The organism is Variovorax sp. FG153, from assembly GCF_057809595.1.
Window position 1 is genome coordinate 229,691 of sequence record NZ_JBMDKG010000005.1, and the last position, 14,599, is coordinate 244,289.

The following is a 14,599-nucleotide window of genomic DNA, read 5'->3' on the forward strand; positions in this document are numbered from 1 at the left end:
CCGGCCCACCCACCGCGCGCCACGGCCTCAGTTCGTGACCGGCAGCTTCACCGGCACCGGCCGCGTGAGCAGGTCGACGTAGAGGTCGTAGAAGCGCGCGTTGTCGAACTTCTTCACCACCTTCATCTTCTGCAGCGGCACGCCCGCCGGCGGCGTGGCATAGCCGACCGAGCGGCCGTTCTCGGGATCGCCGGGCTTGGCGATCACGTCGACGTACTCCTCGCTGACCTCGGTCGCGTAGCTCGGGTCGAGCAGGTAGGCGATGGTCAGCGTGTCCCAGATGTTCGAGGTGTAGCCGGGCTTGGTCTCGAACGAGTCCGCGAACCACTCCTTGCGGAAGACCTCGGTGACCGGCGTGGGCGTGGCCGGGTGCGCGATCTTGTCGTAGATGGCCTTGGTCATCAGCACGGTGTCGGTCACGTCCAGCGGCAGCACCACCTGCGGGATCGGCAGCCGCACCACGTACTGCGCCGCGTCGGGATCGAACCACCAGTTGAACTCGGCCGTCTTCGTCGTGTTGCCGGCCACGTGGACCGCGCCGCCCATGTAGATGATCTCCTTGATCAGCGGCACGATCTCGGGCGCGCGCCTGGCGGCCAGCGCGATGTTGGTGAGCGGGCCGATCGCGAGGATGCTGACCTGCTTCGGGTTCGCCTTGATGGCATCGATCAGGAAGTCGACCGCGCCCTTGGCCTGCGCCTTGGTGCGGGTGGCGAAGCCGTCGGGGATCGGCACCAGGTCGGCGTCGCTCTTGGGCTCGGGCGAGCTCCAGGCGCCCAGGTAGCCATCGCCGCCGGCGCCGGCCTTCATCTCGGCGTCGATGTCCGCCTTGGTGTGGTTCAGCGCGTAGTTCTCGCCCACGTAGACGCCGATGCGATCGCCCACGCCGAGCCGCTCGACCGACTTCAGCGCCTCGGCCACGCCCTGGCGCAGCCACTTGTTGCCCGACACCACGCTGATGCCCAGCACGTCGACCTTGCCCTCGGCCTGCAGCTGCGCGGCCATGGCGCCGAGCTGGCCGTCGTCGCTCATCGTGTTGTAGTCGCTGTCGATGATGATCTTGCGCGCCGGCGGAGGGGGTGGCGGCGGAGGCGGCGGGGGTGGGGGCGGCGGCGCGCTGCCGGTCGGCACGAACGCGAAGCCGTTGCTGCCACCGCCGCCGCAGGCGGTGAGCACCGCGGCCGACAGGGCCGACACGATCCATCGTCTTCTGGGCATCTGCATTTCTCTCTCCTTGGAATAGTGGTTGTCTTCTGGGGGAAGCCATCGAACCGGCGTTCGAACGAAAACGTTTGCGCAAACGTTTGCCAAATTCTGGGCGCGACGGCACGGCACTGGCAAGGCCCGGGGCCTAGGGGTTTTCCGCGAGGAGGAGGGTGCGCGGACTTCGCGCGCGGGCCAGCGAAAACGGGCCCGATGGGCCCGTTTCCAGGTTCGGCGGCCAAGGCGCCGGGGGCTGGCGGGTCAGTCGGTCTCGATCAGCCGGTTTTCGCGCAGCGGCGAGCGCAGCAGCATCGGACCCGCGTCCTGCGCCGCGTCCGTCTTCTCGAGCTCGGGCGCCGCGCGCGCCGCGGCCGCGACCGGCACCGGGCAGCTGCCGGTGCTGCGCAACGCGAGCGCGGCCGAGAACCGGCCTTCGTTCGGATCGCCCAGCGCATGCGAGAAGTCGTCGGCCACCGTGCAGTTGGGCGCGAAGCCGTCGCCGTAGTCGCCGAAGCCCTTGTTGTTCACGCCCTGGAACTGGATCGCGAAGTAGGTGGTGCCGCAGTTGTCCTGCGGATAGAAGCCGTAGGGCTTGCCGCAGGTGGCGCCGCCCACGAGGTTGACCTTGACGTCCACGCCGCGCAGCCCGTTGATGACCGACTCGCTGGCCGAGCAGGTGTCGGGGCTGGTGAGCACCGTGACCTGCGACAGGCCGAGCTGCGGCAGGGCCTGGCCGTTGCGCGAGGTGCCGAGGAAGAACAGCGGCGGCTGCAGGCCGAAGGGGTTCTTGTTGTTGAAGGCCAGCCGCTCGAAGGTCTTGCCCGCGGTCGCGGTCGGCGAGGCCACCATGTAGGCCAGCCGGCTCGCGATGTTGAGCTGGCCGCCGCCGTTGTAGCGCATGTCGAGCACGAGGTCCTGCACACCGTCGGCCTGGAACTTGTTCATGGCCGAGATCAGCTGCGCCTCGGAGGTCGTGATGTGGTCGTTGAACAGCAGGTAGCCGACGCGGCCGCTCGGCGTGTCGACGGTTTTCACGTTCTGCACCGGCGTGCGCGTGATCCGCGCGGAGGCCAGCGTGACGGTGCGCGTGGCGCCGCCGGCCTCCTCGAGCTTGAAGCTGTGCGATTCGCCGAGCGTGGCGGGCGACAGCGCGCTGTTGATGGCGGTGGTGTTGGTGCTGTTGACCACGCTGATGCCGTCGATCTCGAGGATCTTGGCGCCGCGCGCGATGCCCGCGTTGGCGGCCGGCGAGTTCGGCTCGGTGAAGGCCACGCGCAGGTCGCGCGGGCGCGAGTTGCGCACGAACGCGAACTCGATGCCGTAGCCGGCCGAGACGCCGGCCTCCGACAGCTGGCGGTAGACCTCGGTGTCGTAGACGTAGTGGAAGCGGTCCTTGGCACGGCCCGAGGCCGTGGTGGCCGGCGTCTTCAGCACGTTGAAGTAGGCCACCGGCGTTGCGTAGTCGGCCGCCTTCAGCGTGGTCGGCACCTCGCTGTACCAGAGATAGGTTTCGTCGATCCAGGCGCGCACCCAGCGCTTCTCGATCGCGAGCGAGCCGGCGCGGTCGGGGTAGCCGAGGCCGGTGGCCGGATTGATGCCGCCGCGCGGCGCGGCGCACTGGCCGGCCACGCTGGACGAGGCCACGATGGTGTCGTCGTCGCCCGTGCCGGTGCCGGGGTTGCCGGTGCCCGGAACGATCGGAAAGCCGCCGCCTCCGCCCCCTCCCCCGCCGCCGCAACCGGCGAGCAGCCCCGCGAGGGCCAGGGCACCGGCCAGGGCCCAGGGGCCCGGGACCCGGGCATGTGGCCGCGCGCGGCCTGCGTTACGAAACCTCATCGAAGCTCTCCCCCATTCGAGCCCGCGGACGCGGACGGACGTCTGAATCCGGAAGCGCGTGTCTCCCGGCGTGATGGCGGCTCCCGTCCGCCTTTCTTTCTTCTTGCTGCGCCCCGGCGGCGCGCGACCGCTACTGCACGAAGCCCATGCCGCGCGATTCGCGCACTTCGGGCTTGATGCGGTGCTCGGCCTCGAGCTGGTCGAGGAACTCGGCGGCCGAGAACTCGGTCGCCAGGATATCGGTCTGTCGTTTCACCGCCGCGAAATCGCCGGGGCACAGCTGCGCGAGCTGCGCCAGCCGCGCGCGGATCTCGCCCGCGAGCAGCGAGGCGTCGCCCGCGAGCGCCTCGGTCACGAACATGCGCTCGCGCTGCGCCGCGGTCAGCGGCATGAACTTGATCTTGAAGGTGAAGCGCCGCAGCGCCGCCTGGTCGAGCCGGTCGAGCAGGTTGGTGGTGCACACGAAGATGCCGTTGAAGCGCTCCATGCCCTGCAGCATCTCGTTGACCTCGGTGACCTCGTAGGTGCGCTGGGCACCGCGGCGGTCCTGCAGGAAGCTGTCGGCCTCGTCGAGCAGCAGCACGGCCTTCTCGCTCTCGGCCTCGCGGAACATGGCGGCCATGTTCTGCTCGGTCTCGCCGACGTACTTGCTCATGAGGTCGCTGGCCTGGCGCACGATCAGCGGCCGGCCGATGGCCTTGGCGATGTGCTCGGCGAGCGCGGTCTTGCCGGTACCGGGTGCGCCGTAGAAGCACAGCGTGCCGTGGCCGCGCGCCTTCAGCGCCTCGACCACGCGCGGGATCTCGAAGCGGGTCTCGACGTTGAGCATGTCGAGGTCGTAGGTGGTCACGGTGCGGCGCTCGCCGCGGCCGGTGTCGGTGGTGCCCAGCGCGAGGTCGGCATTGCGCAGCTGACGCTCGATCAGCGCCTCGACCGAGGCGCCATCGGTCCGGGCCAGGCCCGCGAAGCGCACCGCGGTGCGGATCTGCGCCGGCGTCAGGCCCTTGCGCCCGGCCAGCTTGGCCGTGAAGGCCTCGGACACCGTCACGCCCTCGAGCGTCTTCTTCACCAGTTGCTCGCGCGCGCCCGGCGGCGGCGACTTGAGCTCGAGGTGGTAGGCGAAGCGGCGGCGGAACGCGGGATCGATCTGCTCGATGCGGTTGGTGACCCACAGCGTGGGCACCGGGTTGGCCTCGAGGATCTGGTTGACCCAGGCCTTGCCGCTGACGCTGCCGTTGGCCGGCGCGGGAATCTGCTCGGCGCGAGCCATGTACTGCGCGGCCTCGGTGCTGATCGGCGGGAACACGTCCTCGACCTCGTCGAACAGCAGCGCGGCCTGGGCGCTGCCCTTGAGGAAGACCTGCGCGATCTGCAGCGAGCGGTAGCGGTCGCGGCCCGACAGCGAGTTGCCGTCGCGGTCGGCGTACTCGACCTCGAACAGCTCGAGTCCCGCGGCCTGCGCCACCACCTTGGCGAGCTCGGTCTTGCCGGTGCCGGGCGGGCCGTAGAGCAGCACGTTCACGCCGAGCTCCTTGCGCGCGACCGCCGCGCGCAGCAGCGTCACGAGCACGCGCACCTCCTCGTCGACGAAGGAGAAGTCGTTGGGCAGCAGCGCGCTCTTGGCCGAGGGCCGCGTGAACACGGCCATCAGCTCGTTGTGGTCGCGGTACTCGCGCATCAGCACCGGCGGCAGCTTCTCGCTGACCTTCATCAGGTCGGCGAGGTCGGTGATGTTGTGCTCGGAGATCAGGTTCTCGACCAGCCCGATGCGCTCGAGCCGCGAGCCCGCGCGCAGCGCCTCGCCGACCTCGCTCGCGTTCACGCCCGCGATGTCGGCGATCGCGGCATAGGCCTCGGGCGCGTTGTTGACCTTGAATTCGACCAGCAGCGAGCGCAGGTCGCGCTGGTAGCGCGCAAGCGTGCCGTACAGCAGCAGCGCGCGCTCGGCCTTGTTGAGCTGCAGCAGGCCCGCGAGCGCGTCGATGTTCTTCTCGACCAGCGTGGACTGCTTGCGCAGCGCATGCGTGAGCCAGTCGCGCGTGACGGCCAGCACCGAGAGCAGGTCCTTGGGCTGGTCCTTCGCGTACTCGTCGAGGTAGAAGAACAGCGTGCCTTCCTCGTACGGGCCGCGCCAGACGCCGTGGCGCTCGAGCAGCGTGCGGCCGTCGAGGCTCTCGACGCCCTTCCAGGCCTCGTTGCCCGCGCAGCGGCGGCCGAGGAATTCGCGCAGCCGCTGCAGCACCGCGGCCGGCCACACCAGGTGGCGGCCGGTCAGCGAGAGCAGGCCGTTGATGTCGCGCCGCACGTTGAAGCGCGGCCCCTGCTTGGCGGCGAGCGTGAGCACGAAGTGCGAGCACATGAGCTCGAGCACCGGTGCTTCCTTGAGACCGGGCGACGGCAATGCCTGCCCGCGAACCGCAGCAGCCACCACATCGACACCCGCACGCTTGACCATCGGACGAACCTCCAGAGAGGGGAATTACCGGCCAGACCATAACGCAGACTTTTGGCTTCGGGAAGACGCCGAAAGGGTAAAAACCCTGGTGTCCGATTCCGTCCACAATGCGCGCCATGGTCGAAATCGAAGAAATACGCCGTGCCGCGGCACGCCTTTCGGGACAGGTGCTCGACACGCCCTGCGTGGAATCGCGCACGCTCTCGGAGATCGTGGGCGCGCAGGTGTTCCTCAAGTTCGAGAACCTGCAGTTCACCTCCTCGTTCAAGGAACGCGGCGCCTGCAACAAGCTGGTCGACCTGTCGGAGAGCGGCACCCGCGGCGTGATCGCGATGTCGGCCGGCAACCATGCGCAGGGTGTGGCCTATCACGCGCAGCGGCTCGGCCTGCGCGCGCTGATCGTGATGCCGCGCTTCACGCCCGGCGTGAAGATCGAGCGCACGCGCGGCTTCGGCGCCGAGGTGGTGCTGTACGGCGACACGCTCGACGCGGCACGCGCCCATGCGGTCGAACTCGCGCAACGCGAGGGCCTGGCCTTCGTGCATCCCTACGACGACGAAGCCATCATCGCGGGCCAGGGCACGGTGGCGCTCGAGATGCTCGCGGCCGAGCCCGAGCTCGACACGCTGGTGGTGTCGGTCGGCGGCGGCGGACTGATCGCGGGCATGGCGGTGGCCGCGCGCGCGCTCAAGCCCGGCATCGAGATCGTGGGCGTGCAGACCACGCGCTTCCCGGCCATGGTCAACGCGGTCCAGGGCACGCAGCATCCGCAGGGCAAGAGCACCATCGCCGAGGGCATCGCGGTCGGCACGCCGGGCGTGCTGACGCGCGAGATCATCGCGCGCCATGTCGACGACCTGGTGCTGGTGGACGAAGGCGACATCGAGCAGGGCGTGCTGATGCTGCTGGAAATCGAGAAGACGCTGGTCGAAGGCGCGGGCGCCGCCGGGCTGGCCGCGCTGATCCGCCACCCCGAACGCTTCAAGGGCAAGCGCGTGGGCCTGGTGCTGTCGGGCGGCAACATCGATCCGCTGCTGCTCGCGGCCATCATCGAGCGCGGCATGGTGCGCGCCGGCCGGCTCGCGCGGGTGCGCGTCAGCGCGCGCGACGTGCCGGGCTCGCTGGCCCAGATCACGGCCACCGTGGCCGAAGCGGGCGCTAACGTCGACGAGGTCCACCACCAGCGCGCCTTCACCATGCTGGCGGCGCAGAACGTCGACATCGAGCTGGTGCTGCAGACCCGTGGCCGCGAACACCTGGCCAGCGTGCTCGAAGCGCTGGCCGCCGCGGGCTTCGAGGCGCAGGAGCAGCACTGAGGACCGACCCCGGTTACGTCTGGTTCCAGGGGTCTCGCAACCCCCTAGACCGCGGGCATGCACCCCACCGGTAAAATGCCACCAGTTCGTGTCATTCAAAGTATCAGAGGTATTCCCGATGTCCCACCCCACTCCTGTCGAGCCCGCGCACGGCGCTGCCGTCGAGCAAGACACGGTCGAGTCGATCGTTCACTTGATGCCGATCGTGCTGCCGATCGCCGGCGGCGTGCTGATGCTGCTGCTCGCATCGATCGCCGTCTTCCTCGCCTGACAGGCATTTGCGCTCTCGTCCGCGGGTCGTGCGGCCCGCGCTGACGCATCCTCCTCTCCCGAGCCGAAACGTTTTCTCAAACGGACCTCCACGCCGCCGCGGCGTGGCGCACCGTTCGGAAAGACGATTTTTCAACTTAGGAGATTTCCGATGAACGCACCCACGAAGGGCCTTGGCATTCAGGCGCCCGCCTACGTCAAGAACGCCAAGCTGATTGCCTGGGTGGCCGACATGGCCGCGCTGTGCAAACCCGAATCCATCTACTGGTGCGACGGCAGCAACGAAGAGTACGACCGCCTCTGCCAGCAACTGGTGGACGCCGGCACCTTCCAGAAGCTCAATCCCGCCAAGCGCCCGAACTCGTTCCTCGCCTCCTCCGACCCGAGCGACGTGGCGCGCGTCGAGGACCGCACCTACATCTGCTCCGCCAACAAGGAAGACGCCGGCCCCACCAACAACTGGATGGCCCCGGCCGAGATGCGTGCCACTCTGCAGCCTCTTTTTGACGGCTGCATGAAGGGCCGCACGATGTACGTCGTGCCCTTCAGCATGGGCCCGCTGGGCTCGCCGATCGCGCACATCGGCATCGAGCTGTCCGACAGCCCCTACGTCGCGGTCAACATGAAGATCATGACCCGCATGGGCAAGGCCGTGTACGAGGTGCTGGGCGCCGACGGCGAGTTCGTGCCCTGCGTGCACACCGTGGGCGCGCCGCTCGAGGCCGGCCAGAAGGACGTCGCCTGGCCCTGCAACAAGACCAAGTACATCGTCCACTACCCCGAGACGCGCGAGATCTGGAGCTTCGGCTCGGGCTACGGCGGCAACGCGCTCTTGGGCAAGAAGTGCTTCGCGCTGCGCATCGCCTCGAACATGGGCCGCGACGAAGGCTGGCTCGCCGAGCACATGCTGATCCTGGGCGTGACCAGCCCCGCGGGCAAGAAGCACCACGTGGCCGCCGCCTTCCCGAGCGCCTGCGGCAAGACCAACTTCGCGATGCTGATCCCGCCGGCCGGCTTCGACGGCTGGAAGGTCACGACCATCGGCGACGACATCGCCTGGATCAAGCCCCAGGCCGACGGCACGCTGCGCGCCATCAACCCCGAGGCCGGGTACTTCGGCGTGGCCCCGGGCACCAACGACCTGACCAACCCGAACTGCATGGCCAGCCTCGACCGCGACGTGATCTTCACGAACGTGGCGCTGACCGACGACGGCGACGTCTGGTGGGAAGGCATGGGCGACGCGCCCGCGCACTGCATCGACTGGCAGGGCAAGGACTGGACACCGCAGATCGCCAAGGAAACCGGCGCCAAGGCCGCCCATCCGAACGCGCGCTTCACCGTGGCCGCCACCAACAACCCCGCGCTCGACGACGCCTGGGACGATCCCAAGGGCGTGAAGATCGACGCCTTCATCTTCGGCGGCCGCCGCTCGACCACCGTGCCGCTGGTGACCGAGGCCCGCAACTGGGTCGAGGGCGTCTACATGGCCGCGACCATGGGCTCGGAAACCACCGCCGCGGCCGCTGGCCAGCAGGGCGTGGTGCGCCGCGATCCGTTCGCGATGCTGCCGTTCATGGGCTACAACATGAGCGACTACTTCCAGCACTGGCTCGACCTGGGCAAGAAGCTGCAGGCCTCGGGCGCCACGCTGCCGCGCATCTACACCACCAACTGGTTCCGCAAGGGCGCCGACGGCAAGTTCGTCTGGCCCGGCTACGGCGAGAACATGCGCGTGCTCAAGTGGATGATCGACCGCATCGAAGGCAAGGCCGACGGCGTCGACCACATCACCGGCGTGAGCCCGCGCTACGAGGACCTCAACTGGACCGGCCTGGACTTCAGCGCCGAGCAGTTCGCCACCGTCACCAGCATCGACAAGGCCGCCTGGCAGGCCGAGCTCAAGCTGCACGACGAGCTGTTCGAGCAACTGGCCCATCACCTGCCGAAGGAACTGCCCGCGACCAAGGCGGCGATCGAGCAGCGCCTCGCTGCCTGACGTGAACGCGCCCCGCGAGGGGTGCGCTCCAGACGCGAAAAAGCCGCCCGAGGGCGGCTTTTTCGTGGGCGCGATCGCGCGATGGGCTCAGTAGTAGCGCGAGCTGTTCATGCGGCGCATCGCTTCGTACAGCGTGGGCATGCGGGCCGCTTGCGTACGGGCGGCGGCGCCGGCCAGTGCGTCGATACGGGCTGCGTCGGCCACGCTCGCCGTGCCTTCCGACTGCTGGCGCCAGACGGCGGCCTGCAGTTCAGCCATCACGCGCGGGTCGCTGTGCGCGGTTTCGAGGAAGCGGGCGTCGGCGCGGGCCGCGGCACGGCGCTGCGAGGCGGCCAGCCAGGCGGCGCCCAGCTTGTTGGCACCGTTGGCCAGCGAGCCGGCGAACAGGGCGATCACCGCGAAGGCGCCGGCGCAGACCAGGGCCCAGGCCGCGAGCAGCGCGCCTTCGTCCCAGTGGGTGACGATGGTGTCGGCCACCACGAGCACGGCCGAGACGATGGCGACGATCAGGAGCAGGATCAGCGGACGGGCGCTGCTGCCGCCGCGCGCGGCCTTCAGGTGTCCGAACAGGACTTCGGCGCGCTGGACGCCGGGGTGGACGGTGGGTTGGTCGACGTGTACGAAGCTGGTCATGGTGCCCTCCAAGGCGTGTTTCTATTTCCGATGGCTCGATATTAGGGTTTGCCCTAGTAACTTTCCACTTTATCTTTCTGATGTTTATCATTCACAAGACTGATGGACGTCAATTTCCGCACGCTCGACCTCAACCTGCTTCGTGTCTTCGACGAGGTGATGGCGGAGCGCAACCTCACGCGCGCCGCGCGCAACCTGTCGATCACGCAGCCGGCGGTGAGCAATGCGCTGCGGCGGCTGCGCGAGGTGCTCGGCGACGAACTGGTGCGCCGCGCCAGTGCCGGCGTGGAGCCCACGCCGCGCGCGCTGGCGCTATGGCCCACGGTGCGCGACGCGCTGCGCCAGCTGCAGCACACGCTGGCGCCGGGCGAGTTCGATGCCGGCACCGCCGACACCACCTTCCTGCTGGCCATGGCCGATGCCACCGCGGCCGAGCTGATGCCGGGCCTGGTGCGGATCGCCGAGACCGAGGCGCCGGGCATTTCGATGCGGGTGCTGCCGCTGACCACGCGCGACCCTCGCCGCATGCTCGAGCACGAGGAGGTCGACATGGCGATCGGCTACTTTCCGGCCGTGATCGCGAGCCTGGCGGCGCGCGGCCAGTCGGGCGTGGGCGTGCCCTTCGAGACCCAGCGGCTGTACCTGGGCCAGTACGTGTGCGTGATGCGCCGCGGCCATCCGCTGGCCGAGCAGCCGCTCACGCTCGACGGCTACTGCGCCGCGCGGCACCTGCTGGTGAGCTTCTCGGGCCGGCCCTACGGCTTCATCGACCAGACGCTGGGCGCCCTCGGGCGCGAGCGGCGCATCGTGGTGACGGTGAACCAGTTCTTCACCGCCGGCCAGGTGGTCGCGACCACCGATCTGCTGACGGTACTGCCGCGCCATTTCGTGACGGTCACGGGCATCGGCGACCAGCTGGTGCTGCGCGACCTGCCCTTCGACCAGCCGCCGGTGCACGTGGATGCCATCTGGCACCGGCGCGCCCAGCACGCCCATTCGCACGAATGGCTGCGGCAGTCGCTGCTGCGCTCGGCGGCGGCAGCCTTCGCGGGCTCGATCCTCGGGCGGAAGGTGCCCGGTTGAAACGGCAGTGGGCCGTTCAGCGGACCACGCGCAGCCAGGCGGCTGCCGCGCCGCGCAGTTCCTGCGCGTGGTGGGCGTCGAGACCCGCGCGCACGTCGGCGCTTTCCATCAGCGCCGCGGCGTGGCTGGCCGGCGCAGAATGGGCGGAGGAACGGAAGAAACGTGCCACTTGGGCAATGAGGCTGAACATGATGGTGCGCGGCTCTTGGCTGCGCTGCAGTGGTTGATGCCCCATAGATTAGGGGTTAACCCTAGTTAAAAAATGCCACATCTATGCGTGATGCGCATAGGCTGATCCACCTAGATAGAAACCCTGATGAAACTGCAGCTGCTGTCGGACCTGCATCTCGAATCCCATCCGCGCTTCCATGCCGAGCCCGTGCCGGGCGCCGACCTGCTGGTGCTCGCGGGCGACGTGGGCTCCTACCAGGAAGGCTCGCGCCTGGAGGATCCCGACTTCGGCCTCGGTCGGTTTTCGCCCAAAAAGGGCTGGCCGACGCCCGTGATCTACGTGCCGGGCAACCACGAGTACGACAACCTCGATTTCGACGACACCCACGTTCGGCTGCGCGCGCTGTGCGAGGAGCTCGGCATCCTCTGGCTCGAGCGCGAAACGCTGGTGATCGAGGGCATCCGCTTCATCGGCACCACGCTGTGGGCCGATTTCGACGCGCTCGTGACGCCCACCGACGGCCTCGCCGAGGCGCTCAAGAAGCGCGGCAAGGCGATGCGCGCGGCCGATTTCTACCTCGAGAAGATGTCCTCGCGGCGCAACGGCACACCCTTCCTGTCGGCCGAATTGCGAGAGCAAGGGCTCACCTGCCAGGCCTGGCTGCGCGAGGCGCTGGCCCAGCCCTTCGACGGCACCACGGTCGCCATCACCCATTTCGCGCCCTCGCTGGCCAGCGCCGATCCGCGCTACGGGCTCACGCCCGGCACGGCGGGCTTCTGCAACTCGCTCGACGAGCTGCTGCCGCAAGCCAGCCTCTGGCTGCACGGCCACCTGCACTGCGCCTTCGACTACGTGAAGGACGGTTGCCGCGTGGTGGCCAATCCGCTGGGCTACCGCAGCAAGGGCGAGCAGGAGGGCTTCCAGCCCGAACTGCTGATCGAGGTCCGCTGAACCGGGGGCCGCCGATATGATGGCCCGCACTCCTCCTCCAACAACCGCCCTCCGGCCACTGGCCGCCCGCGCATGCTCGACAACCTCGCTCCCTTCCTCATCCACTGGGCCATCACCGCGCTCTCGCTCTGGATAGCAAGCCACATCTTCAAGGGCCTGACTTTCGAGAGCACCGGCGCGCTGGTCATCTCGGCGCTGCTGCTGGGCCTGGCGAACGCGGTCGTGAAGCCGCTGCTGATCGTGCTGACCCTGCCGCTCACGCTGGTGACCTTCGGCCTGTTCCTGCTGGTGATCAACGCGCTGATGATCCTGCTGGTGGCGGCGCTGGTGCGCGGCTTCCGGGTCTCGGGCTTCTGGACCGCGCTGTTCGCGAGCCTGTTCGTCTCGATCCTCAGCATCCTGATCGGCGCCTTCGTCGGCGGCAGCGATCCCGCCACCACGATCCAGATGCCGCAGGGCACCGGCAACTGGCTCTAACGCGCAGCCAGGCCGTCGAAGCAGGTCGAGAGCACCAGCTCGACGATCTGCGCGTCGCTGTGCTGCCCACCGCCCTGCAGGAAGCCCAGCACCGGATCGCAGCCGCGCGCATAGAGCGTGTAGAGCACGCCGATCGCGGGCAGCTTCGGATTCATCGAGCCGTCGGCCTGGGCCGCCTGGATCCAGCCACCGAGGGTGTCGCTGATGGTCACCAGGCGGTCGATGTAGCCCCGGTTGCCCAGCAGGGTCGCGCGCAGGCTGGAGTTCTGGTGCGGCAGCGAAGGCATCTCGCCCGCGAGCTGCAGCTCGAGCGCCCAGCGCACCGTGGCGCGCAGCTTGCCGATCGGCGGCTCGTCGGCCGGCAGCGCCGCGAGCATGTCGAGCGTGCGCTGCATCAGCCGCACCATCGCGGCGGCCGCCAGGTCTTCCTTGCTCGGGAAATGCTTGTAGAGGCTGGCCTTGGCGATGCCCACCGAGGCCGCGACCTCGTCGACCGTCATCGATTCGAAGCCCTTCTGCGCCAGCAGCCGGTTGGCGGTCTGCACGATGGCCTCTTCCCGCGCAGCCAGCATCTGCTCCTTGAACGAAGGCTTGGCGGTCGGAACGGTCATGCCGAAATTCTAGTCTCGCGCGTCGCCCGGCATACACCCCGCACGCGGAATTACCAGCCGGTCTAGGAATTCCGTCGCGGTCTCAGCTGCCGCGGCGCTCGTGCACGCTGTCCTTGTAGTGCAGTGCCTTGTCCGCGTACATCGCGCGGTCGGCGCGCTGCAGCGTGGCCTCGAGCGAATCGCCCGCATGGCAGGTCGCCAGCCCGATCGCCAGGCTCAGCGCATGGCCGCTCTGGCCGGCATGGAACTGGTTGTTGAGCTCGAGCAGCACGAGGATGCGCTCGCGCATCGCCTCGGCGCCGCGCTCGTCGGTCTGCGGCATCAGCACCGCGAACTCGTCGCCGCCGATGCGCGCGGGCCAGGACGGCGCGTCGACCGCCTTGGCGAGCACCTCGCCCATGCGCCGCAGCATGGTGTCGCCGGCGGCGTGGCCTTCTTGGTCGTTGAGCTGCTTCAGGCCGTTGAGGTCGATCGCCACGATCGACACCGGCCACGGCCCCTTGCGCGCGAGCCGGTTGAGCTCCTCGGTATAGAAGGTGCGGTTGCACAGCTGCGTGAGCACGTCGTGCTTGCCCAGGTACTCGAGGTAGGCCTCGGCCTTCTTGCGTGCGGTGATGTCGACCAGCGAGACCAGCACCAGGTCCCAGCTGTCGAGGCGGTCTTCCTGCACCGCGAACTGCATGTGGATGTTGAGCATCTCGCCCGCGAGCGAGTAGTTGACCACCTCGCGCTGCTGCAGCGTCTTGTGGTTCCACAGGTCCTGCAGCTGCTCGGCGAAGGATTCGCGCATCTCGTCGCGGAAGATGCGCGGCAGGCTGCCCAGCAAGGTGCCCAGGTCGGGCGCGCCGAACATGCGCAGCGTCTCGTGGTTCACGTCGATGACGCGGATCTCCTGCATGCAGCGGGTCACGAACTCGGGGTGCACCTTGAGGAAGGTGGCGAAGTCGGTGATGCCGCGCGCGCGCAGGTTCTCGAGCAGGCCACGCACCGCGCTGAAGTCCTCCACCCACAGCGACACCGGCGAGTGGTCGAACAGGCTGCGCGCATAGCGCTCGCTCTCGGCCTGCCGGCGCTGCGCCGCCACGCGTTCGGTCACGTCGTCGAGCGCCACCAGCACGCGGTCCCAGCGCTCCTCGTGGCCCGGCAGCACGCGCGCGCGCACCCGCACGTCGAGCCGGCGGCCGTCGAGCGCGTAGTTCACGGTCTCGCTCTCGAAGCGCATCTGGCCGCGCCAGAGCTGGTCGAGCTCGTGCACCACGGTGGCCGACATGTCGCCGCGGAACACGCTGTCGAGCGAACCCAGCAGCTGCGCCTGGCTCTCGGCCGCGAACAGCTCGAGCGTGTGGCGGTTCACGCGCAGCACCTTCAGCGAGGCCATGCAGTCACGCACGCGCTGCGGGTCCTCGGCCAGGAAGGCGACGAGGTCGCTCACGCCCTGCGCACGCCAGCCGTCGAGCATGCGCCGCAGCGCGCTGTAGTCCTCGATCCAGAGCGAAACCGGCGCCAGGTCGAAGGTGGCGTCAAGATCGTCGACGGGAGCGGCATCGGTCGCGTCGGTCAGGTCCATCCGTGAAGCTTTCGAAAGAAGAGACG

The 14,599-nt window shown here is 68.8% G+C and carries 13 protein-coding genes; 6 read left to right on the plus strand and 7 right to left on the minus strand.

Going from position 1 to position 14,599, the window contains the following annotated elements; translation table 11 throughout:
- Positions 1–27: 27 nt before the first annotated feature.
- The 3 genes from ACODT0_RS08945 to ACODT0_RS08955 form a co-directional block, all read right to left on the minus strand.
- On the minus strand, positions 28–1,218 hold the full coding sequence (locus ACODT0_RS08945; protein WP_489041085.1) for a nucleoside hydrolase: 1,191 nt from the start codon (positions 1,216–1,218) through the stop codon (positions 28–30).
- Positions 1,219–1,464: 246 nt separating this feature from the next.
- Positions 1,465–3,039, minus strand: a complete 1,575-nt coding sequence (locus ACODT0_RS08950; RefSeq protein ID WP_489041086.1) for a S41 family peptidase — start codon at positions 3,037–3,039, stop codon at positions 1,465–1,467.
- Between the two features lie 130 nt (positions 3,040–3,169).
- A complete protein-coding gene (locus ACODT0_RS08955) occupies positions 3,170–5,494 on the minus strand; it encodes an ATP-binding protein (RefSeq protein ID WP_057592398.1) in 2,325 nt (774 codons plus the stop codon).
- A 116-nt stretch (positions 5,495–5,610) separates the two neighbouring features.
- Here ACODT0_RS08955 and ACODT0_RS08960 point away from each other — a divergent pair, with 116 nt between their 5' ends.
- From ACODT0_RS08960 to ACODT0_RS08970, 3 genes are all read left to right on the plus strand, one after another.
- On the plus strand, positions 5,611–6,810 hold the full coding sequence (locus ACODT0_RS08960; RefSeq protein ID WP_261212036.1) for a threonine ammonia-lyase: 1,200 nt from the start codon (positions 5,611–5,613) through the stop codon (positions 6,808–6,810).
- Positions 6,811–6,928: 118 nt separating this feature from the next.
- Positions 6,929–7,081 (plus strand): hypothetical protein, encoded by a 153-nt coding sequence (locus ACODT0_RS08965; protein ID WP_172705419.1) that lies wholly within the window; start codon positions 6,929–6,931, stop codon positions 7,079–7,081.
- A 150-nt stretch (positions 7,082–7,231) separates the two neighbouring features.
- A complete protein-coding gene (locus ACODT0_RS08970; protein WP_057592396.1) occupies positions 7,232–9,079 on the plus strand; it encodes a phosphoenolpyruvate carboxykinase (GTP) in 1,848 nt (615 codons plus the stop codon).
- An 87-nt stretch (positions 9,080–9,166) separates the two neighbouring features.
- Here ACODT0_RS08970 and ACODT0_RS08975 read toward each other — a convergent pair whose 3' ends face one another.
- Positions 9,167–9,712 carry a hypothetical protein gene (locus ACODT0_RS08975; protein WP_057592407.1) on the minus strand — a complete coding sequence of 182 codons (546 nt, stop codon included), beginning with the start codon at positions 9,710–9,712 and terminating at the stop codon, positions 9,167–9,169.
- Between the two features lie 102 nt (positions 9,713–9,814).
- Between ACODT0_RS08975 and ACODT0_RS08980 the strand changes: the two genes are divergently transcribed.
- Positions 9,815–10,795, plus strand: coding sequence for a LysR family transcriptional regulator (locus ACODT0_RS08980; RefSeq protein ID WP_489041087.1), 981 nt, complete (start codon positions 9,815–9,817; stop codon positions 10,793–10,795).
- A 16-nt stretch (positions 10,796–10,811) separates the two neighbouring features.
- Here ACODT0_RS08980 and ACODT0_RS08985 read toward each other — a convergent pair whose 3' ends face one another.
- Positions 10,812–10,985 (minus strand): hypothetical protein, encoded by a 174-nt coding sequence (locus ACODT0_RS08985; RefSeq protein WP_172705418.1) that lies wholly within the window; start codon positions 10,983–10,985, stop codon positions 10,812–10,814.
- 126 nt (positions 10,986–11,111) lie between these two features.
- Here ACODT0_RS08985 and ACODT0_RS08990 point away from each other — a divergent pair, with 126 nt between their 5' ends.
- Together ACODT0_RS08990 and ACODT0_RS08995 are read left to right on the plus strand one after the other, a co-directional pair.
- Entirely contained in the window at positions 11,112–11,918 is an 807-nt protein-coding gene (locus ACODT0_RS08990; protein WP_489041088.1) for a metallophosphoesterase, read from the plus strand.
- A 72-nt stretch (positions 11,919–11,990) separates the two neighbouring features.
- A complete protein-coding gene (locus ACODT0_RS08995; RefSeq protein WP_057592392.1) occupies positions 11,991–12,395 on the plus strand; it encodes a phage holin family protein in 405 nt (134 codons plus the stop codon).
- Here ACODT0_RS08995 and ACODT0_RS09000 read toward each other — a convergent pair.
- Positions 12,392–13,006 (minus strand): TetR/AcrR family transcriptional regulator, encoded by a 615-nt coding sequence (locus ACODT0_RS09000; protein ID WP_057592391.1) that lies wholly within the window; start codon positions 13,004–13,006, stop codon positions 12,392–12,394. The genes ACODT0_RS08995 and ACODT0_RS09000 overlap by 4 nt on opposite strands.
- Positions 13,007–13,088: 82 nt before the next feature.
- Positions 13,089–14,573: a sensor domain-containing diguanylate cyclase gene (locus ACODT0_RS09005; RefSeq protein WP_261212042.1), complete on the minus strand. Its 1,485-nt coding sequence runs from the start codon at positions 14,571–14,573 to the stop codon at positions 13,089–13,091.
- Positions 14,574–14,599 lie beyond the last annotated feature (26 nt).

What these genes read in the sequence shown, in the direction of transcription:
- ACODT0_RS08945 (WP_489041085.1), bottom strand. Translation starts at nt 1,218, where the DNA reads ATGCCCAGAAGACGATGGATCGTGTCGGCCCTGTCGGCCGCGGTGCTC.
- ACODT0_RS08950 (WP_489041086.1), bottom strand. Translation starts at nt 3,039, where the DNA reads ATGAGGTTTCGTAACGCAGGCCGCGCGCGGCCACATGCCCGGGTCCCG.
- ACODT0_RS08955 (WP_057592398.1), bottom strand. Translation starts at nt 5,494, where the DNA reads ATGGTCAAGCGTGCGGGTGTCGATGTGGTGGCTGCTGCGGTTCGCGGG.
- ACODT0_RS08960 (WP_261212036.1), top strand. Translation starts at nt 5,611, where the DNA reads ATGGTCGAAATCGAAGAAATACGCCGTGCCGCGGCACGCCTTTCGGGA.
- ACODT0_RS08965 (WP_172705419.1), top strand. Translation starts at nt 6,929, where the DNA reads ATGTCCCACCCCACTCCTGTCGAGCCCGCGCACGGCGCTGCCGTCGAG.
- ACODT0_RS08970 (WP_057592396.1), top strand. Translation starts at nt 7,232, where the DNA reads ATGAACGCACCCACGAAGGGCCTTGGCATTCAGGCGCCCGCCTACGTC.
- ACODT0_RS08975 (WP_057592407.1), bottom strand. Translation starts at nt 9,712, where the DNA reads ATGACCAGCTTCGTACACGTCGACCAACCCACCGTCCACCCCGGCGTC.
- ACODT0_RS08980 (WP_489041087.1), top strand. Translation starts at nt 9,815, where the DNA reads ATGGACGTCAATTTCCGCACGCTCGACCTCAACCTGCTTCGTGTCTTC.
- ACODT0_RS08985 (WP_172705418.1), bottom strand. Translation starts at nt 10,985, where the DNA reads ATGTTCAGCCTCATTGCCCAAGTGGCACGTTTCTTCCGTTCCTCCGCC.
- ACODT0_RS08990 (WP_489041088.1), top strand. Translation starts at nt 11,112, where the DNA reads ATGAAACTGCAGCTGCTGTCGGACCTGCATCTCGAATCCCATCCGCGC.
- ACODT0_RS08995 (WP_057592392.1), top strand. Translation starts at nt 11,991, where the DNA reads ATGCTCGACAACCTCGCTCCCTTCCTCATCCACTGGGCCATCACCGCG.
- ACODT0_RS09000 (WP_057592391.1), bottom strand. Translation starts at nt 13,006, where the DNA reads ATGACCGTTCCGACCGCCAAGCCTTCGTTCAAGGAGCAGATGCTGGCT.
- ACODT0_RS09005 (WP_261212042.1), bottom strand. Translation starts at nt 14,573, where the DNA reads ATGGACCTGACCGACGCGACCGATGCCGCTCCCGTCGACGATCTTGAC.